The organism is Amycolatopsis sp. lyj-23, from assembly GCF_046549135.1.
GTDB lineage: Bacteria > Actinomycetota > Actinomycetes > Mycobacteriales > Pseudonocardiaceae > Amycolatopsis.
In genome coordinates this window covers 678,205-699,026 of record NZ_JAJPWN010000001.1, presented here as the reverse complement: position 1 = coordinate 699,026, position 20,822 = coordinate 678,205, and the positions used below count along the sequence as shown (strand labels likewise).

At 70.8% G+C, this 20,822-nt stretch carries 7 protein-coding genes; 4 read left to right on the top strand and 3 right to left on the bottom strand.

Going from position 1 to position 20,822, the window contains the following annotated elements; all coding sequences use genetic code 11:
- Positions 1–35: 35 nt before the first annotated feature.
- The 4 genes from ACLJPY_RS02730 to ACLJPY_RS02715 are packed head-to-tail and all read left to right on the top strand — an operon-like array spanning position 36 to position 12,095.
- Positions 36–7,097, top strand: coding sequence for an SDR family NAD(P)-dependent oxidoreductase (locus ACLJPY_RS02730; protein WP_410586369.1), 7,062 nt, complete (start codon positions 36–38; stop codon positions 7,095–7,097).
- The gene (locus ACLJPY_RS02725; protein ID WP_410586368.1) at positions 7,094–8,050 is read left to right on the top strand and encodes an LLM class F420-dependent oxidoreductase; all 957 of its coding nucleotides are present in this window, start codon (positions 7,094–7,096) and stop codon (positions 8,048–8,050) included. The genes ACLJPY_RS02730 and ACLJPY_RS02725 overlap by 4 nt, the downstream gene beginning before the upstream one ends.
- The gene (locus ACLJPY_RS02720) at positions 8,047–9,366 is read left to right on the top strand and encodes an FAD-dependent monooxygenase (RefSeq protein WP_410586367.1); all 1,320 of its coding nucleotides are present in this window, start codon (positions 8,047–8,049) and stop codon (positions 9,364–9,366) included. Before ACLJPY_RS02725 ends, ACLJPY_RS02720 begins: the two co-directional genes overlap by 4 nt.
- Positions 9,363–12,095, top strand: coding sequence for a glycosyl hydrolase family 65 protein (locus ACLJPY_RS02715; protein WP_410586366.1), 2,733 nt, complete (start codon positions 9,363–9,365; stop codon positions 12,093–12,095). The genes ACLJPY_RS02720 and ACLJPY_RS02715 overlap by 4 nt, the downstream gene beginning before the upstream one ends.
- 78 nt (positions 12,096–12,173) lie before the next feature.
- Here ACLJPY_RS02715 and ACLJPY_RS02710 read toward each other — a convergent pair whose 3' ends face one another.
- The 3 genes from ACLJPY_RS02710 to ACLJPY_RS02700 all read right to left on the bottom strand — a co-directional run bounded on the left by ACLJPY_RS02710 (position 12,174) and on the right by ACLJPY_RS02700 (position 20,498).
- Positions 12,174–13,667 (bottom strand): hypothetical protein, encoded by a 1,494-nt coding sequence (locus tag ACLJPY_RS02710; protein ID WP_410586365.1) that lies wholly within the window; start codon positions 13,665–13,667, stop codon positions 12,174–12,176.
- Positions 13,668–13,773: 106 nt separating this feature from the next.
- The gene (locus ACLJPY_RS02705; protein WP_410586364.1) at positions 13,774–19,308 is read right to left on the bottom strand and encodes an SDR family oxidoreductase; all 5,535 of its coding nucleotides are present in this window, start codon (positions 19,306–19,308) and stop codon (positions 13,774–13,776) included.
- Positions 19,305–20,498, bottom strand: a complete 1,194-nt coding sequence (locus tag ACLJPY_RS02700; protein WP_410586445.1) for an acyltransferase domain-containing protein — start codon at positions 20,496–20,498, stop codon at positions 19,305–19,307. The genes ACLJPY_RS02705 and ACLJPY_RS02700 overlap by 4 nt, the downstream gene beginning before the upstream one ends.
- Between the last annotated feature and the right edge of the window lie 324 nt (positions 20,499–20,822).

The window sequence follows — 20,822 nt, the reverse complement described above, 5'->3', positions numbered from 1 at the left end:
CCGCCGCGCCGGCAGTCGTGTAGGGAGACCCGTTCATGGCTTTTTCAGGACTTTCGCGCACACCCACCACGCCGGCCCGTGCGCCCGGCGCCGACGGGGTCCGCCCCGCTTCCGCAGGTAGTGCGGACCCCGTCGCGATCATCGGCATCGGGTGCCGTTTTCCCGGCGGGGTGGCGGATCTGCCCGGGTTCTGGGAGTTGCTCGTCGCGGGTACCGACGCGATCACCGACGTACCGGAGGAACGCTGGCGCATCGCGGACTACTTCGACGAGGATCGTGCGACCCCCGGCCGCATGTTCGTCCGGCAGGGCGGTTTCCTCCGGACGCCGGTCGACGCCTTCGACGCCGGGTTCTTCGGCATGTCGCCGCGCGAGGCGGCCGCGCTGGATCCGCAGCAGCGTTTGTTGCTGGAAGTCACCTGGGAATCTCTCGAAGACGCCGGCATTCCGCCCAGTTCCACCGCGGCCGCGGACGTCGGGGTCTACGTCGGCGGCTTCACGTTCGACTCGGCGACGCTGCAGCTGGCCGAGTCGAACCAGCACCTGGTCAGTTCGGCCACGCCGACCGGGGTGAGCATGACCATGCTGGCAGCGCGGTTGTCCTACGCGTTCGACTGGCGGGGTCCGGCGTTCACCCTCGACACCGCTTGCTCGTCGTCGCTGGTGGCGTTGCACCAGGCCTGCACCGCGCTGGCGCTCGGCGAGTGCGAGCTGGCCGTGGCGGCCGGGGTGAACGTCATGGTGAACCCGGTCACCTCCATCCTGATGTCCAAGGGGCAGTTCCTTTCGCCCGACGCGCGGTGCAAGTCGTTCGACCACCGGGCCAACGGTTATGCGCGTGGCGAAGGCGCCGGGGTCCTGCTGCTCAAGCCGCTGCCGGCGGCGGTGCGCGACGGCGACCGGATCCATGCGGTCGTGCGCGGTACCGCGGTGAACCAGGACGGCCGCACGCCCGGCATCACCGTGCCCCGGGTCGGGTCCCAGCGCACGCTGATCGAGCGTGCCTGCCGCGTCGGTGGCGTCGAACCGGCGTCGATCGGGTACTTCGAAGCGCACGGAACCGGCACCGCGGCGGGCGACCCGGTCGAGGCCACGGCCATCGGTGAGGTGCTCGGCGATTCGCCGGGACCGCACTGGCTGGGGTCGGTGAAGTCGAACTTCGGACACACCGAGGCAGCCGCCGGCGTGGCCGGGGTGATCAAGGCCGTGCTGTGCCTGCAGCGAGGGGTCGTCCCGCCGAATCTGCACTTCGAGAAGCCGAACCCGCGGATTCCCTTCCACGAGCTGCCGATCCGGGTGCCCACGGAGTCGGTGCCGTTCCCCGCGGGGCCGGGACCGAGGCGGGCCGGCGTCAACTCGTTCGGCTTCGGCGGGACCAACGCGCACGCCATCCTCGAACAATGGCAAGAGCGTGAGCCGGCCGGATCGGACGACGGCGGGCCGGTGCTCCTGCCGCTGTCGGCCCGGAGCCCGGAAGCCCTCCGGTCCCTGGTGGATTCCTACGCGACCTTGCTGGAGGAACCGGATGCGCCACCGCTCCGGAAGGTCGCCCGGGCGGTGTCACGGCAGCGTGACCACCACCCGATGCGGACGTTCGTCGTCGCCGAGACGTCGGCGGAGGCCGCGGCAAGGCTCCGGAAGCTGGTGCTCACCCCGGCCCGGGTGAGCCGTCCGGCGATCGCTTTCGTCTACACCGGGATGGGGCCACAGTGGTGGGGGATGGGCCGCGAGCTGCTGGAGCAGGAGCCGCGGTTCGGGGAAGTGGTCGCGGCCTGCGACGAGGTGCTCGCCCGCTACGGTCTGTCGATCGCGGACGAACTGCGTCGTGACGAGGAAGAGTCCCGCTTGACCAGCACGCTCTACGCGCAGGTCGCCAACTTCGTCGTCCAAGCGGGACTCACGGCGCTGTGGCGCGACCGGGGCATCGAACCCGCGGTCATCGTCGGCCACAGCGTGGGCGAAGTGGCCGCGGCGTACGCGGCCGGCGTGTACTCCCTCGAAGACGCGCTCACGGTGAGCTTCCACCGGGCGAACCTCCAGGCGCGCCTGGCCGGGCGCGGCTCGATGGCGGCGGTCGGCCTGCCGGTCGACGCGGTGACTCCCCACCTGGTCGACGGTGTGACGGTGGCCGCGATCAACAGCGTGCACGCGACCACCATCGCCGGGGACCGCGAGGCTGTCGAGGCGGTGACCGCCGCGCTGACCGCGGCCGGCGCATCGGTGAAGCAGCTGCGGGTCGAGGTCGCCTACCACAGCCCGCAGATGGAGGAGCTCCGGCAACCGCTGCTCGCGTCGCTGGCCGATCTCCGACCCCGCCGAGCGGAGATCCCGCTGTTCTCGACGGTGACCGGCGACCAGGTCGACGGGACCGAGCTGGATGCGGGCTACTGGTGGCGCAACGTCCGTCAGCCGGTGCGGTTCGCCGACGCGTTCCGCAAGGTGCTCACCCGCGGGGTCGCCGCCGTGGTGGAAGTGGGACCGCACCCCGTGCTGGCCTCGGCGATCGACGAGGCGCTCACCGACCGGTCCGACACCGTCGCGCGGCTCGCGTCGCTGCGTCGCGACCGCCCGCAGCGCGAGCAGCTCGCGGAGACCCTCGGTCAGCTCTACGAGCTCGGGGCCGAGCCCGCATGGGACCGCGTCCACCCGGGGCCGCGCGAGCACCTCGGCCTGCCCCGGTACCCGTGGCACCGGGAGCGCCACTGGATCGAATCGGCCGCGTCCCGGCAGCGGCGGCTGGGCCACGACGGCCCGCGGCTGAGTGGCCGTCCCGTTCCTTCGGTCAGCCCGGTCCGGGATGTGGAACTGCCGGCGTCCGCCTTCCCCTACCTGCGGGACCACAAGGTCGGCGAGTCCGTGATCTTCCCCGGCTCCGGCTACCTCGAAGCCGCACTGGCCGCTTTCCCGGACGATGTCCCGTGCGTCCTCGAAGACGTCGTCTTCCACCGGCCGCTCGCGCTGCCGGCCGCCTCGGTCCCCACGCTGCGCGTGGGGCACGACCCGGCGCGGCAGCTGGTCACCTTGCACAGCCGGAGCGAGCCCGATGACGACGTCTGGACGCTGCACGCCGAGCTCCGCCGGGCCCACGTCGCCAAGACCCGTCCCGAGCCACCGCGGACCGAGACCCTCGCCGAGCTGACCGGAGGACTGCCGGAACTCGGTCACGACGACGTTTACACGCGGCTCGGCGGGACCGGGCTGAACTACGGGCCGGCGTTCCGCGTGGTGCGACGCCTGTGGTGGCGGACGGAGACCCGCGAAGTCTTCGGCGAGCTACGACTGGACACCGTCGACCAGGAGGGCCACCAGCTGCACCCGGTTCTGCTCGACGGCGCGCTGCAGGCCGTCATCACGGGTGCGCACCTGCTCGGCGGTGCGGTCGAAGCCGGCACCTACGTGCCCGCCCGCATCGACGCGGTGCGGTTCTTCCGGTCGCCGGGCACCAGCCTGTGGATCCACGGCCGGGGCCGGGACACCGGCACTCGGGGAACCATCGAGTGCGACCTGACCCTCGTGACCGACGACGGCGAAGTCGTCGCCCGGATCGAAGGCCTGCGGGCCAGCCGGCTGGCCGAAGCCGGGGAGCCGGTGGCGAAGCTCGGCTACCGGCACGCCTGGGAGCCGCAACCGCTGGAGCGGGTCGCCGGCGTCGACGGCCGCTGGATCGTCGTGGGAACCTCGGCCGCCGCGGACGAGATCGTCCGCGAGCTGTCCGAAACGGACGCCGAAGTCGTCCGCGCCGACCCCGCCGGCGACCGCTGGCTCGACGACGTGCTCGCCGCCATGGCCGGTGAGCCGGGTCGCCGCGGCGTCGTCTACGTCGACGGCCCGCACGACGTCGACGCGCCCGCGTGCGGTCCGGTCGCGGCTCCGCTGCGCCTGGTCCAGGAACTTCCGGCCGGCGATCTGGTCCTCGTGACCAGGGGTGCGCAGAGCGTTTCCGCCGACGATCCCACGACCGCGCCGTCGGCCGCGGCGCTGTGGGGCTTCGGACGGGTCGTGTCCGCCGAACGACCCGAGCTGCGCTGCCGGCTCGTGGACCTCGGTCCGGGCGTGCGTTCCGGCGCGCTGCTCGCCGAGCTCACCCAGGACAGTGTCGAAGAAGTGGCTCTGCGCGTCGAAGGCCGGTACGTCCGGCGGCTGGTGCCGGCCGAGGAGGGCTCGGAGTTCGACCACGTCCGCACCAGCACCGACCGGACGGCGGTGCGGCTGCGGCAGGCCGGGGGAGCGGGCGGTGACCTCGGCTTCGTCGCGGCGACCCGGCGTCCGCCGGGGCCGGAGGAGGTCGAGGTGGCGGTCGGTCAGGTGGGCCTGAACTTCAAGGACGTGCTCAAGCAGACCGGATTGATTTCCCCGCACGCCATCGAGGGCAGCCACTCCGGGACGGCCCTGGGGCTGGAATGCGCGGGAACCGTCGTCGGCGTCGGCGAAGGGGTGGCGGATCTGCGGGTCGGGGACGAGGTGTTCGTGCACAGTCGCGACCTGTTCGCTTCGCACGTGACGGTCGAGGCGTTCCGCGTGGTGAAGAAGCCGGCGTTGCTGTCGGTGGCCGAGGCCGCGTCGCTGTTGCCCGTGGTCACCGCGTATCTGTCGCTGGTACGGCTGGCGAACTTGCGGTCGGGAGAACGGGTGCTGGTGCACTCGGCCGCCGGTGGGGTCGGCCTGGCGGCCGCGCGGATCGCGCGGTGGCTCGGCGCCGAGGTGTTCGTCACCGCGGGCAGCGAGCAGCGGCGGGAGGTGCTGCGCCGGGAGGGTTTCACGCGGATCGCCGACTCCCGGTCGACGTCCTTCGCCGACGACGTGCTCGGCTGGACCGGCGGGACGGGCGTCGACGTGATCGTCAATTCGCTGCCGGCCGACATGATCGGCCACAGTCTCCGGGCGCTGGCGACGTTCGGGCGGTTCGTCGAGCTGGGCAAACCCGGCGAGGTCGCCGACCATGCGGTGCGGCTGGCCTCGGCGCGGCGGGCCTTGTCGTTCCACTCCTTCGACTACGACCAGATGATGGCGCTGCGACCGGATGACGTCCGGGCGAGCATGCGCGCGGTTGCCGACCTGTACGAGCGGGGCGCGATCGCTCCGCTGCCGTGCACGCAGTTCCCGGCCGCCGAGGTCGGCGAGGCGTTCCGGGCGATGGCGCGCCCGGACCACCACGGCAAGATCGTCGTGCGGCTGGCCGACGAGCCGGTTGCGGTTCCGGCGGGGTCGCTGCCCGGCTCGCCGGTGCGCTCCGACGTCACCTACCTCATCACCGGCGGTCTCGGCGGTCTCGGCCGCGCGGTGGCGCGGTGGCTCGCCGACCACGGCGCCCGGTACCTGGTGCTCGCCGGACGAAACGGCGTGACGTCGTCGGCCGCGGCGCAGGACGTGGCCGCGCTGACCGCGCGCGGGGTCAGGGTGCGGGTCCACAAGACCGACGTCGGCGACCGTCAACAGGTGCGTCTGCTGCTGGAACGGGTGCGGGCCTTCATGCCCCCGCTCGGCGGGATCGTGCACGGTGCGGCCGACTTCGACGATGTGGTGCTTTCGGACACCGACCCGGCCCGGCTCGTGCGAGCCACCCGGCCGAAGGCTGACGGTGCCTGGCACCTGCACCGGGAGACCCGGGCCGACCGGCTCGACTTCTTCGTGCTGTTCTCCTCGGTCGCGGCACAGCTCGGCGCGCTCGGCGCGGGTGCCTACGCGACGGCGAACGAGTACCTCAACGGCCTGGCTCGCCACCGGCACGCCTTGGGCCTGCCCGCCACCGCCGTCGGCTGGGGGATGATCGACGAGGTCGGCGTGGCGGTCAGTCGCGACGGCCACGTCGGGAACGTTCTGCGGCGCAACGGTCACCGGGGCATGTCGCCGGCCCGGCTGCTCACCGAACTGGGGACGCTGCTGCGCACCGCCCCGGCCGAAGTGTCGGTGGCCGACGTCGACTGGCGGCGCTGGGCCCGCGCCAACCGGCAGCTGGCCGCGTTGCCGAAGTTCCGCGCGGTCGTGCCGGAAGGCGCCGCGGACGCCGACGGTGAGTTGGGTGGCGAAGAGTCGGTTGCGCTGCGGCTCAAGCAGGCGAGCCCGGCGGAGCGCACGGCGATGCTGCCCCCCTTGGTCACCCCGCTGCTGCAGCGGACGACCGGCCTCGGCGAGCAGCAGCTCAGGGAGCAGCAGGCGGTGGACGTCGACTCGCTGACCGCGGTGGAGCTGCGCGTGTTGCTGCAGAAGCAGCTCGGCGTGGCCGTTCCGGCGGCCCGGCTGCAGCGCAGCCTCAGCGTCGACGTGCTCAGCGGCCTGCTCGCCGACGAACTGGACCGCGCCCGCCCGGAAGCGGCCGCCGGGACACCGCTCACCGTCCACGAGATCACCTCTGACGACGGCACGGTGGTGTACGGACATCTCAGCCTGCCGGCGGGTCCTGGTCCGCACCCGGCGGTGGTCGTCTGCCTGCCGGGCCACGGCGGCGTGCTCGACGCCGACGGCGGCTACCGGCACACCAGCGAGCACGCGCCGTTGAACGCGGCCGGGTTCGCGGTGTTGTCCGTCGATCAGCGCGGCGCACCGGGGCACGGTCCCGGCTTCCGCGCTCTGGCCGAAATCGGGAACCGGGACATCGACGACGTGGTCGCGGCGGCCCGGTACCTCGCCGAGCGGCCCGAGATCGATGCGACGCGGATCGACGTCCTCGGGACCAGCCGCGGCGCGTACTCCGCGCTCTTGGCGCTGGAGCGCGCGCCGGGCCTGTGGCGCCGCGGCGTGCTGCTCATGGGGTTCTACGACCCGGTCCGGTTCGTGCTCGCCGACCAGGCCCGGCCTGGCTCTCTCCTGCCGCCGAGCGATCCGGCCGCGATCGAGGAGTACTTCTCCTCGCCGCGGCGGCAGCCGCTGAGCGCCCTCGGCGAAGTGAGCGCGCCACTGCTCATCGTGCACGGTGACGCCGACCCGGTGGCGTCGCTCGCGGAGTCCGAGGAGCTGGCGGGCAAGGCGAGTGCGGCGGGAATTGCCGCCGAGCTGGTCGTCGTGCCCGGCCTCGCGCACGACACCGACCACAAGGACGCGGTCTGGACCGGTCTCTGGGCCCGGATCACCCACTTCCTCCAGGAGGGCGGCACCCGATGAAGTACAGCATCTTCCTGCCCACCGGCTTCGCCGGGGAATTCGCCGCCTTCGCCGACCCGATCACGGCGTTCGCCCGCCTGGTGGAGATCGCGAAGCTGGCCGACGACGCCGGGTACCACGCGGTACTCGCACCCGATCACCTCACCACGGTCCGGCCATCGGACGATATGGTCTTCGAGGCCTGGACACTGATCGCTGCGCTGGCTCGCGAAACCACCACCGTGCGGATCGGCCACCTGGTCACGGCCAACGGCTACCGGAATCCGGCCCTGCAGGCGAAAATGGCGTCCACAGTGGACGTATTGTCCGCCGGTCGGCTCCAGTTCGGCATCGGGGCGGGATGGCTGGAGCCGGACCACCGGCAATACGGCTTCGACTTCGGCACCACCGGCGAGCGGCTGCGGAAGCTCGAGGAGGCGGTGCAGGTGATCCTCGCGCTGTGGACGGAACCGAAGGCGACTTTCGACGGGCGTCACCACCGGATCGAAGATGCGGTCAACGAACCGAAGGGTGTGCAGCTCCCGCACATCCCGCTGATGATCGCCGGGGCCGGCGAGAAGCGGACGTTGCGGCTGGTGGCCCGGTACGGCGACGCCTGCAACATCATGGATTCACCCGAAGTCGCGAAGCGAAAGTTCCAGGTGCTGCGGGACCACTGCGCTGAGCTGGGACGCGACTACGACGCGATCACCCGCACGGTGACCACCCCCTGCATCATCGCCGACACCGACGCCGAAGCGCGAGCGTTGATCCCGCTTGCTTCGAAGTTCGTCTTCCCCGGTGACGTCGGGGCGTACGGCCTGGTCGGCACCGTGGACACCGTGCGAAAGCGCATCGCCGCGTTCCAGGAGGCCGGGGTACAGGAGCTGATCGTCTACTTCCAAGATCCGACCAGCGTGCGGCAGGCCGAGGACTTCGCGCGGTTGTTCGCCGGAGAAGGGACATGGGCATGACCGAGCCCGAGTCCGGTCGGGTACTCGTCGTCGGCATGGGAGTCAGCGGGATCGCGACGGCGGCGCGGCTGCGCCGGGCGGGGTGGCGGACCGTGCTCGTCGAGCGGGCGCCGGAGCGGCGCTCCGACGGCTACTTCATCGTCCTGTTCGGCGCGGGCAAGGCCGCCGCGGCCCGGCTGGGGATGCAGGATGTCCTGCACGACCGGGCCACGACGACCCCGAAACTCGATGTCGATCGCGACGGCTCCGCGCGCCCGGGGGTGTCCTTTTCCGACCTGCCCGGCCGGCCGTGGACGATGCTGCGCGGCGATGTCGAAAAGGCCGCCTTTGCGGTCTTACCGGACGACGTGGAGCTTCGCTACTCGACTGTGCCCACGGCGATCGTGCAGGACGCCGACGGCGTCGACGTCACGCTGCTCGACGTCGCCGCGGGCACGTCGGTCACCGAGCGGTTCGACCTCGTCGTCGGCGCGGACGGCGTGCGCTCGACCGTCCGTGCCCTGGTGTTCGGCCCGCACGAGCGTTACCTGCGGCGGATGGGTTACATGATCGCGGCCTACCAGTTCACCGGCACCCCGGCGGGGCTCGTCCCCGGACAGGCGGTGACGTTGCTCGAGCCGGATCGGTCGATGTGGGTCTTCGCCTACCGCGATCACGATCCGACGGTGCTGATCACCTATCGCACCGATGACGTCGACGCGGAATTCCGCCGTCGTCCGCCGGACCGGCTGCGCGAGGTCTTCGGGCCACCAGCGCCGGGCAGCACACTCGAGGACGTCTTGGACGCGGCCGAGTCCGCGGGCACCGTCCTGTTCGACTCGGCCGAGCAGGTCCGGATGGACACCTGGCACTCCGGCCGTGTCGTCCTGCTCGGCGACGCCGCGTGGTGCGTGACGCTCTATGCGGGGATGGGCGTCTCGGCAGGACTCACCGGAGCAGAATTGCTGGGGGTGATGCTCGAACGCCATCCCGGCGACGTCAGGACGGCTTTGGCTGCGTGGGAGCGGGCGCTGCGGCCCTACATCGGCCACTACCTCGACGGCGCGGCGGCCGACCGCAAGGTCTTCGTCGTGAACAGCAGGCCCGAATTGCTGTTCCGCCGCATCGTGCCCTGGCTGCGCAGGTTCCGCCTCGGCAAGCGCGTGGTCGACCGGCTGGTGCGGATCGACGAGATCGCGAAGTACAAGAACGCCGACATCGTCGGCGAGGTGCTGGCCGGCGCGGGCGAACGGCCGGCTGCCGAAGGCCGCTCGGGAAACAGCCCCGGCGGCGGGATGGCCGGCCGTGCCGTCGACCGAGAGGTGCCGTTTCGATGACGAACCACCGCAAGACCGCCGGTGGCCGCCGGGTCAGGTCAGTCCTGGCGGCTTGCGGCCTGCTGCTGACTGTGACAGTGCCGCCGGCCACGTCCGCGCCAGGGCCGGCCGATGACGGCGGCTGGGTGCTGAGCACGAACGACACGTCGGCGAACTACTCCCCGACGTTCGTCGGCAACGGCTACCTGGCCGCGCGAGTACCCGCGGCGGGCCATGGATACAGCAGCAGGCCCATCGTCACCCAGTCCCAGCTCGCCGGCTTCTACGGTGCTCCGTCGGCCGGGCAAGAAGAGCGAGCCGGCCTGCCGGCTTGGACGACACTCGGTTTCGGCCGGAGCGGCGACGTGTACGGGACCGGAGACTGGTCCTGCGAGTACGGGCAGTTGTGCCCGAGCGCGTACGGGAAGATTTCCGGAGGTGCGTTCGTCGAGAACTCCCATTCCGGCTCGATCACCGGAAGCTACCTGGCCGGTCTGAACACCGACGACACCCCGACGATCGGGGGCACCGGTGTCATCCCGGTCCGCGGGGCGCCGGCCGGTCCGGCGACGCTGGCCGTGCGGTACGGCAACGCCAGCGGGATTCCGCAGACCGTCCACATCGGTGTGAACGGGAAGCTCCGGCAAGTGACGGTACCGAACTTGGCCGGCTGGGACGACTGGGCGGTGCTGACTGTGCCGGTCACGGCGAACCCGGGCTCGAACACGCTCGAGGTGACCGTCGGCGAAGGGGACACGGCGCGGGTGAACGTCGATTACCTGGCGCTGTACCCGGCCGGCGCCGAGCTGCCGACGCAGATCGCGTCCGCCACCGTCGGCACCACCACGGACTACCGGCAGGCACTCGACCTGCGCATCGGCGTGCTGACCACATCGTTCGACTGGACCTCGCCTGCAGGCGACAAGACCAGCTTCGCCTACGAAGTCAACGCCAACCGGGCGGAGGGTCATCTGGGCACGGTGAGTGTGCGGGTTGTTCCGCACTGGAGCGGAACGGCCACCGTCGTCGACGAACTGGACGGGCGAGGACTCGATCACGCGACCAGTCTGGACTCACGGGTGGACGGCAGGACCGCGACGCTGTCACAAACTGTGGTCAGTGCGGGCAATCTGGTCACCGCCGGGCTGAACTCGGTGCTGCGGGTGGGTGAGAAGGCGTTGCCCACCCGCGCACTCGCGGACCCGATGGACGGTGGTGCCGGGCAGCGCGCGGACTTCCCGGTCCGCGCCGGACAGCCGCTGCGGATCACGAAGTACGTCGGCGTCGCCTCCAGCGTCGACACCGATCGGCCGCTTCGCGCGGCGAGCCCGCAACAGGCCGCCGCGACGACCGCGGCAGGCGCCGCCGAAGCCGGCTACCGGCACACGCTCGCGCGCAACGACGACGCATGGTCACGACTGTGGCAGTCGAGCATCTCGGTGCCCGGCGACACGGCGATGACCGCGCAGATCCATGCTTCGATGTTCTACCTGCTGGCGAGTGTGCGCGCCGGAGTCGACTGGAGCGCCGGCCCGGGTGGGTTGTCTTCGGATGGCTACAGCGGTCACGTGTTCTGGGACATGGAGACATGGATGTATCCGGCGCTGCTGGCCCAGCACCCCGACCTGGCCCGCGGCGCGAACGCCTACCGGCAGCAGCGGCTGTCGGCCGCACGGGACGCCGCTGCGGCATTGTCGACGCCGGACCACCCGATCAGCGGGGCGAAGTTCCCGTGGCAGAGCGCGCTGACCGGCAAGGAGACAACTCCGGGCTGGTCTCCTGACGGCAAGCAGGAAATCCACATCGACTCCGACGTCGCCCTGGCGCAGTGGCAGTACTACGAGGCCAGCGGCGACACGACGTGGCTGCGGGACAAAGCCTGGCCGGTGCTCCGGGACATCGCCGACTACTGGGTCACCCGTGCCGTGCCCGACCCGGCCGGCGGATACGCCGTCAAGGACGTCAAGGGCCCGGACGAATACCACGACAACGTCGACAACAGCGTCACCACCAACGCCGGGGCACAAGCCTCACTGCGCATCGCGATCCGCGCAGCGGGCATCCTCGGCCGGAGCGCCGACCCGTTGTGGGGGAGGGTCGCCGACGGCCTGAAAATCCCGGTCGACACCACGGCGAACGTCCATCCGGAATTCGACGGATACGCCGGGCAGGTCGTCAAGCAGGCCGACGTCACGCTGCTGCAGTACCCCTGGGCGGTGCCGATGCCACCGGGTCTCGCCCAGCACGACCTCGACTACTACCAGCAGCGCACCGACCCGGACGGACCTTCGATGACGGACGCCATCGCCACCATCGCCGGGGCAGCCCTCGGTTCGCCCGGCTGCGCCGTCTACACCTCCTTGCGCAACAGCGCCGGCCCCTACCTGGTCGCGCCGTTCAACCAGTGGCGCGAGACCCGCACCGGCGGTGCGTTCGACTTCACCACCGGTCAAGGCGGCTACCTGCAGGAGTTTCTTTACGGGTTCACCGGCATGCGCTGGGGAACCGACGCCGTCACCGTCGACCCGTTCCTGCCACCCCAGCTGCCGGGTGTCGACATCACGGGAGTCGGCTGGCATGGCCGTACGTTCGACCTGTCGGTAGGTCAGCAGGTCACCGAGCTGACCCTTCGTTCCGGTCCGCCGCTTCCGGTACGGGCCGGCGGTAGCCTCGAGCAGGTCCGGCCCGGCGCCGCTTTGCGCATTCCCACCAGGCATCCGGCAGGCGACCCGATGAACTGCGGAGCTTGATGGTGCTTTGGCTGTAGCGGACGGCTTCCCGCTGGCGAATCGGCTCGCAGCCGACATCGAGCTCGCGCAGGCGGCTTTTCACTGGGGACGCAGAAGCGCCGAAGAGACCGGCGACGGCGTAGCGGCCGTAGCCGCAGGCCGTGCCGCCCTCGGGCCTTCGGAAGCGAATCCGATGGCACGACGATAGGTGGGCCAGTCGATGTCGTTGAACGAGCACCATTGGGCCAGCAGGTTCTGTTCGTCGAGAAGGTTTTTCCATGCCTCAGGTAGCTGCGCCTGCGGGAGCGTGCGCAGCCGGTTGAGGTCATAGACGCGAGGCAGCATCCTTGGGCCAGACGCAAGCCCTACTGCGGCGAGGAAGAGCTGAGTCATCACGGGGTCCATTGCGCGGTTCGGGGCACCATGGGTGTCCGGGGGGAAGAAAATGACCGGGTAGCCGTTGCCGAGAAGGACGATCTGCTTGACCTCACGCCCAGGCCGGCGGATCCGATAGCGTATGCCCAGGTCGGATTCCGGGTGAACGGTGACAGTGGCGTCCTCGCCGGCCAAATCTTCAGCCAGCGACTGGTCGGTCGCCGCGCGCTCCAGCAAAGTGATGGCTTCGGCGAATTCCAGTGCCTTGGACGAGCCGCTGGCCAGGTACAGTGTGCCAGTGCGGCTGGTCTGGAGAAACGCCGTCAATGCTTCACGGGAGAACGAAGATATCCCGGTGACTCCGAAGACAAGGAAGGCGCCATTGCGAACGGCGTCGACGAGCGTGGCCGCGCGCATTCCGGGCGGCAGCCCACCGGGTAGGCCGGGATCGACGATCACGACGTCGTCGGTGAACGTGGTGATCTCGTGAGCCAAGGCTTTGCCAATGCGACCGTAGCCGACAATGGCCACGGTGCGGTGGCGGAGAAATTGGTGTTCGCGGCGAAGGAGAAAGTGAACCTCGTCGAGCAGCGCTTGAGCGACAAATCCACCTTCGTGGGTCGTCTTGAGCATGGAACCGGAGATGGTCACGGCCGGCCGTTCGAGCGTCCTCGGCGTGCGTGGCACGTCGTCGAACTCGGTGTATTCGTAGTTCCACCTGCCGCGAGAGGTGTGCTCGACAGCGCCGAGGCAAGAGCCGAGCAGAGGGCGAAGCGTCGGATCGTCGTGCAGTGCGGGGAACGCATACCCCCCGTCTTCGACGATCATCCATCGGCGGCCGGTGGAGGCCGATTCTTCAGCGGAGCAGCGGATGGCGTCGCTCACTTGGCTGCGCATCACCTCGCCGAACCGGAGCGGATGAGGCTGTGACGGCTGGTAACTGTCGCCGAGTGTTGCGTAGCCGCGTCTCACTGCCTGCTGCGTGGTCCTGGTGACGCCGCAATAAGGCACGAGCACGCTGGTCAGGGTGGCCCCGAGTCGAGTGAACGCACGAGCCACCATCAGTGCGTCGCTGATCGAGTGGTTGACGTAAAGGATGTGAATGTCACGCAATGCGCCCGGGAAAGCATTTGCGTAGTGCTCAAGCTGTGGCATGCCGACAATTTCGGATCCGTTGACCGAGCCGATGTCCCAGCGAGCAGGTGAAGTCACTTTCATGGTCGTCTCCCTGTTCTGGTCGCTCGGCCGCGCGGCGAGCGGGGTCAGGCGGTGAACGCGGATGAAGTCGAGGCCCGGCCGTGCTGGTCGCGCCCGCGGCGCCGGATCAGCTCGTCTCGCCGACGTCGAACGTTTCGCAGCCCGAGATGCGGATCAGGACCCGCCCGTCCGCGTTCACGGCTTCCTCGACGTTCGCGTCGTCGACGTGGATCAGCCGGATGCCGTCCGGGTTCGACTTGGTCACCGCGAAGTCACTGCCTGTCGTGAAGAATTCGACACGGGCGATGAAGCGGGGTACCGCGACGAGGTGCACGCCGTCGGCGTCCGTGCGCAGCAACCGGGTCCGGGCCAGGGCGTCCAGCATGACCGTGGGGACCGGCGGGTTCTCCAGGAGGGCGCGGTCGGCGTCGGTGACCGCTGGTACCAGCTCCCAGCGGGAACTGGTGCCGCCGGGTCCTTCCCGGCCGTCGGTGCTCGCGCGGTAGACCCCGCGAAGGACCACGGCGCTGTCGTCGCGGTAGTACGGATCCTCGGACGGACGGTCGGCAGCGACGTTTCGGGCCGGCGGCGGCGCCGGCAGCGGGCCCAGTACCACGTCGCACGCGAAGTGTTCCCGGTCCGCGCGGAGCACCCGGCCACGCCGGTCCACGACGTCGCTGGTGATCCGGACGTGTACACGATCCGCGCCGGACGGCCGCGCGGTCACGCGGTAGGGGTTGCCCGGCCCGGCCTTCGGCGTGACGAACGCCGAGAACCGCAGGTTCTCCAGGGTGTGGACAGGTAGCTCGGGAACCACGGCGGTCGCCGCTTCGGCCGCGATGGTGGCCAGTCCGGTGCCGTGCATGGTCGGTTTGCCGTTCACCGTGTGGTCGGCCAGGAAGCCCGCGGTTCGCTCGCCGAGGTCCAGCAGCCACTGCGTGGCACTCCGCGTGATGCGGTGCGGAACACCGAGCATCCACCGGGAGCGTTCCGGCACCGGGTGCACGAAGCCGGGAAACTGCTCGCTGAATGTCTTGCGTTCCTTCGCGTTGAGGAACGCCACCAGCGGCTGGGCGACCGAGGGCGTGGTCAGCTCGGCAGCCAGGTGCCGGACGCCCTCGGCGGGAGCGAGCGGAGCCATGATCCCCGCCCGGTCGTTGTTGCCCTGCATCAGCTCGGAGCCGCCCATGCCGATTTCCGCCCAGATCGGCCAGATCAGTGTCCGTTCGTCCGCACCGCGGACCAGCGCCGCCTGGCGGGCTGCCCCGTGGAGGAAGTCGTTTCCGGGCGCGTAATCCGTCTCGCCGGGCAACCCGACCAGGCCGGCCACCGAGCCGAAGTTGCACCACTGGGCGGGCTGAGCGGCACCGAACGCGTCCTTGAGGTTGCGGTATCCCTCGATCTTGACTCCGCGGATGTGCCGCAGCCCGTCGAGCGACAAGCGGGCGATGTCACCGCCGTTGTGCAGGCCCGCCCCGTGCACGAGCAGATCGACATCCGGGGTGCTCTCCCGGATCGCGCCGACGGTCGCGCGGACGGCCTCGGCGTCGGTGAGGTCGCAGGTGAGGTAGTCGACTGCGTCCGTACCGCATAGTTCGCGCAGTTCCCGAAGGGTGCGGTGCGATTCGCGGGCGTTGAGGAGGCGGTCGAACCGGGCCATGACTTCTCGCACCGTGGCGCCCGGGGTGCGGGCGCGCTCGGTCTTGAGGAAGTCCGCCCGCAGGCCGGCGAGCTCATCGTCGTCGGCCTCCAGCAGGTCCTCGGGTACGTCCTGCAGGCGGGACGACCCCAGCAGCCACAACCGCAGCGGCGTCCGGGACGCGAGCTCCTTGGCGCAGGCGGCCGTGATCCCCCGCGCGCCTCCGGTGACCACGACGACCGATCCCGGCCGCAGCGGCGACACGTTCGAGCGCAGATCGAGCGGGGCGGGTACGAGCTTGGTGCGCAACCGCACACCGTCGTGATGGAGCACCGTGGGGTAGCCGCCGTAGCCGGCCAGTTCCCGGTTCAGGGCGGCCCAGGCGCCGGCTTCGGAGCTGATGACCACGGCCAGCCGCGCTTGGTGGAGGTCCCAGGCGAGGCTGCTGACGATGCCGGTGAACAGACCGGTGGCGGGGTGCGGGACACCGCTGCGGAGTTCGTCGATGAGGTGGACCCCGAGCGAGCCGCCGGCGTCGATCCGGTCGCGGCACGACTTCGCCGCGAGGAAGAGGGCTTCGTGCGCGCGGAGGGTGCTCTCCGAAACGGTCTCCCCGGGGGCCGTCCCACCGGCGGACGCGAAGAGGCGGACGTGGCTGAACCGGCCCGTACCCGTCGCGGCGCCGGGAAACTGAGCTTCGATCGGTACGGTCTCGTCCAGTACTTGCACACGCGCTCCGGACGCGCGGACGTCCGTGGGCACCGATTCCTCGCAACCGGGTTCCACGATGACGAGCCAATCCGGTCCGGGAGGGGTGGTCCACTCCGTGTCGGGAGCCGGTTCTTCGACGTAGGAGCAGACGTAGCGCTCGTTGCGCGGTACGGGCCGGGTGGCCGGGTGCGGCGTCAGCATGATCCCGGGCGCCGAGGGGCCGTCGGCGATCACCACGGCCGTGTCCCTCAACCGGGACAGCACGCCGATGAGGTCGCACGCGCCGTTGGCGCCGAGGTAGTCCAGTGCCCGTCCGCCCGGTGTTTCGGCGCCGCCGGTGACGACCGAGACCTGGCACAGCACCGGCCATCCGGCCGCGGCGGCGGTGCTCTCGCGGGCCAGGGCGAAGAGGAAAGCGCCTTCGCCGAGAGGACCGCGTCCCAGCAAGGTGCGCAGTTCATCGGTGCTGTTGCCGTTGAGGCTGAGCACGAGCGCGAGGTCCAGGGCTCCGCTGCGGAGGTGCCGCACCGCGGTCTGGACCGCGTGCGCGGTGGCGGCCGGCCCGGCGTCGGCGAGCTGCGCGGCACCGTTGAGGTCGTAGCGGTTGGCGATGCGCGAAGCGATGACGTTCCCCATCAAGCCGGGCTGAGTGTCCGGGGTGGTCGCGGCGGTTGCGGCCCGCACCGCGCGGCCGGCCGCGCGCGCGGCCTCGGTGAACTCGCGCGCGTCGAGCTCACCCGGCGCCACGGTGAGCAGGTCGTCGGCGTAGCAGCGCAGTGCCGACTGGTACCAGGACAGGGTCGGTCCGTAGTGGGCGGCGATGACGCCGGTGGTCTCTTCCCGGCCTTCCCACAGCGGCCCGTGTTCGGACCGGAAGCGCTCGGCCACGTCCAGCGCCATCAAGTGGGTGCGGTCGATCGCATCCGACACCGCGGCGGGCAGCCGGCTGACCTGCCAGTCCGGCGCCGGGTAGGGGAGCGGGAAGCCGGCCTCGGCGGCGGGCGCACGCCCATGGCCGAGACGGTCCGCGACTTCGGCCGACGGTGGTGCGCCCGGCAGGTGGGCGCTCCACGCGACCAGGACGATCCGGTCATCCTTCGCCGGTGGCCGCGCGGTCGGAGCCGGCTCGCCGGGACGGGGGTCATCACGGAGCAGCAGATGCCCGTTGGTCCCGCCGAAGCCGAACCCGGAGACGCCGACCAGCCGCGGTCCGGGCGGCAGGGGCGTCTCCTGCGGGGGAACGGTGACGTGCTCGGCGGTCACCGCCGCATCCGGCCGGGGGCGCTGGGCGGGGACCACACCGTGCCGCAGACCGAGCAGCGCGTGGATCACCGACACCGCACCCGCCGCCCAACCCGTGTGGCCGACCAGTGACTTGTTGCTGGTGCACAACGTCTCCCGGCCGGCCGACCGGTCCAGCGCGGCGAGCTCGACCCCGTCGCCGGCCCGGGTGCCGGTACCGTGCCCGACCACCCAGATCGGCTCCCGGTCACTCCCGCGGCCGGCGCGGGCGATCGCGAGTTCTTGCCCGCGCGGATTGGGGGCGGCGATGGCTTTGCCGCGGCCGTCGGCCGCGGCGCCGAAGCCCGCCAGTACTCCGAGCACTCGCTGGCCGGTGCGCCGCGCGTCACCCAGCCGTCGAAGGGCTACCACGGCCGCCCCGTCGGAGAAGAGCGTGCCGTCCGCGGAACCGTCGAACGCGTCGACCGCACCGCGGCGGCTGAGCCCACCGAGCTTGCTGAACAGCACGTTGAAGCGTGGGGTGACCATGAAGTAGCCACCGCACAGCGCCAGGTCCGTGCGGCCCTCGTGGAGGGCGGCCACGCCCAGGTCGATGGCGTAGAGCGAGGAGGAGCAGGCGGTGTCCACGATCGTGACGGGCGTGGTGTCCGGCAGCAGGCCGCGCAGGGCGTTGCGAACGATCCCGTCCGGCAAGTGGGTCTCGGGGCTGCCCGCGGCCAACCGGTAGCGCTCCCGCAGCAGGGAGCGCAGGCGGTCCGCGTCCGGGCCCCCCGGCGAAGGCCAATGCCCGGCGAGCATGCGGGCGTACCCCTCGACCACCATGGCCTGCTCGAAGTGCTGATCACCGTCGGAGCAGGCCCCGATGAACAGCGAAGAGCGGGTCGACGACCCGTCCGGCAACGCCTGACCCAGGGCGTGGCGCAGCCAGGACGAGGACAGGCTGGCATCGGGAGCGACGTCCTCGTGCCGCCCCATCCGGACGAAGCCCGCGGTACGTGCATACGTGCGGTCGCGGTCGCCCGGATCGGCGGCCCAAAACGTGTCCAGCGGATAACGGTCTCCCGGTTCGGTGAACGCAGGAGCACCGGACCGCAGTAGTTCCCAGAACTGCTCGGGCGACTCCGCGCCGGGAACGACGAGCCCCATCCCGACGACGGCGATGGCACCATCGTCGTCGGCACGGTCGACGGTGTGTGCGGCTCCGTGGATCGACGCCTTCGGGGCGGTCGGCGGGCTGAGTGCGGCGATACCTGCGGATGGCCGGACGGCGTCGCCCCACGTGCCCCCGGCGCGAATCAGCGCCCCGCCCAGCCGTATTCCGCCGTCGTTGACGACGTTCTCTCCCGTCATCCACGACGCATCCGGCGAGGCGAGGAAGGCGACCAGCTTCGCGTGCTCCTCGACCGTGCCCAGCCGGCCGAGCGGGGTGCCGGCGACCGTCGCCGCCAGGACCTCCTCACTGCGGGGGAACAAGTCGACCGTCTTGCTCACCAGCATCCCCGCGGAAGCCATGTTCACCCGGATACCGTGCGGACCGAACTCCACGGCGAGGTACTTCGTCAGCTGCTCGAGCGCGCCCTTGCACACCGCTACGCAGCTGTAGTTGTCGATGACCACACTGGTGCCGATCGACCCCAGGTTCACGATGGCTCCGCCGCGCTCCCGCATCAGCGGAAACGCGGCTCGGCAACAGCGGCGGGGACCATGCACGTTCGTGTCGATCGCCCGCTCCCAGTCGCGGTCGGTGAGCACGTGACCGGGCTCGAACACGCCGCGGGCGGCGTTGTTGACCAGCACGTCGAGCCGGCCGTGCCGACGCGCGACGTCGGCGAACATCTCCTCGACCGCTTCCTGCTTGGCCACGCTCGCCCGCAGGTGCTCCGCGGAGCCACCTTCGGCGAGGATGTCGGCAACGGTCTGCCGCGCTGCGTCCAGGTCGTGGAACCAGTTCACGATCACATGGCCCCCGCCTCGGGCCAGTTCGCGGGCAATCGCCCGGCCCTGCCCCTTCGAGCCCCCCGTGACGAGGCAGATCCGGTCGGTGAAGGCCCCGGCGCGTGACCTGGTCACGCGTTCACCCGCCCGGCTCCGAGCTCGGTGAGCAGACCGGCGATCGACGCGAGGGTGGTGTAGTCGGTGATCCGGACGTGCTCGGCCTCGGGAAGACCGTACTTCCGGCGGGCCCGCTGAAGCAGCTCGGTTTGCCGGATGGAGTCGATCCCCAAGTCCGCCTCGAGTTCGACGTCGGCCTCGAACACTTCCTCCGGATAGCCGATCGCGGAGGCGTAGAGGGTACGCAACTCGCCCAACAGGCCGGGACCGGCCACGGCCACGGGCGGCGAAGATCCGGCCGGCGCGGGTGCCGCCTCGGGGACGGGGACGGCGGGGACCGGCTCGGCCGGCGTCACCTCCGCCCCGGCCCGTTCGACCGGCAATGCGTCTGATCCAGCCTCTTCGGCGGACAAGGCGGCGAACGCGCTCCGTAGTTCGTCGAGAGTTCGGCGCTGCCGCAAGGGCGCCGCGGTCCGTGTCCCGGGGAGGGCCGCGTTCACCAAGTCGGTCAGGGCGGCGCGGGCACCACACTCGAGGAACCGGGTGAACCCGTCACCCCGTACCGTCACCAAGGCCGGTAGGAAGCCGACCTCTCGTTCGAGGTGGCTGGTCAAGATCTCGCGGCCGTCCTGCTCGGTTTCGACGTAACGGCCCAGCACCGGCGAATACATCGGCACCCGCGGAGCGCGTATCCGGATCCCGGCCACCTCCGCCTCGAACAACCGGTTCGCCTCGGACAGCAGGCGGTTGTGGAACGGGTACGGGACACGCAGGCGCGTCGCCTCGACCTCGAGGACGTCCGCCAGTGCCGTCAGCCGGTTCAGCGACTCGTGCGGGCCCGAGACCACGACTTGGTCGTACCCGTTGTGGGCGGCGACGGCTACGGCGCGGTCAGCCAGAGCGCCGACGAGGGCGCTTCCGCGCTGCCGGCCGACGCGCAACGCGACCATTCCTCCCTCGGTGCCGCGCGAAGCGTGCAGCGCGCGGTCCCGCGCGATGACGAGCCGGACCCCGTCCGCGAGGTCGAGCGCTCCCGCGGCGGTCAACGCCGCGAACTCGCCGAAGCTGTGCCCGATCACGAGGCCGGGCGTGACACCGGCGAGTTCACGGGACAGTTCCAGAACCGCCAGTTCGGTGGCGAAGATGGCCAGGCTCAGGGCAGGGACGTCACCGGCCAGCAGCGTGTCCAACGCCGGCGCGTCCATCATCTCCAGCAAAGCGGAGATAGTGGGGCCGCCGTATCGGAGCGATATGGCGTCCACTTCACCGACTACGGCCGGAAGTGAATGGCCGGCGCACACACGCGAAAGACAACCGGGCAGGTAGCCACCCTGCCCCGGGAACAGGAAAACCGGTCCGGCGGACGACGAATAAGACACGATGATCCTTCCGAAGCGGGGAACCGGGGCCGAAAGCGCCGGTGAAACTCGGGCCGGCTCCGATGGAGCCGGAAGATCGCTTGGTCGAACGCAAGCTAGCCCGGTTCGCGCGGCCGCGGCAATGGCGCATTCCGAGCGGCGGAACGTTTTCCC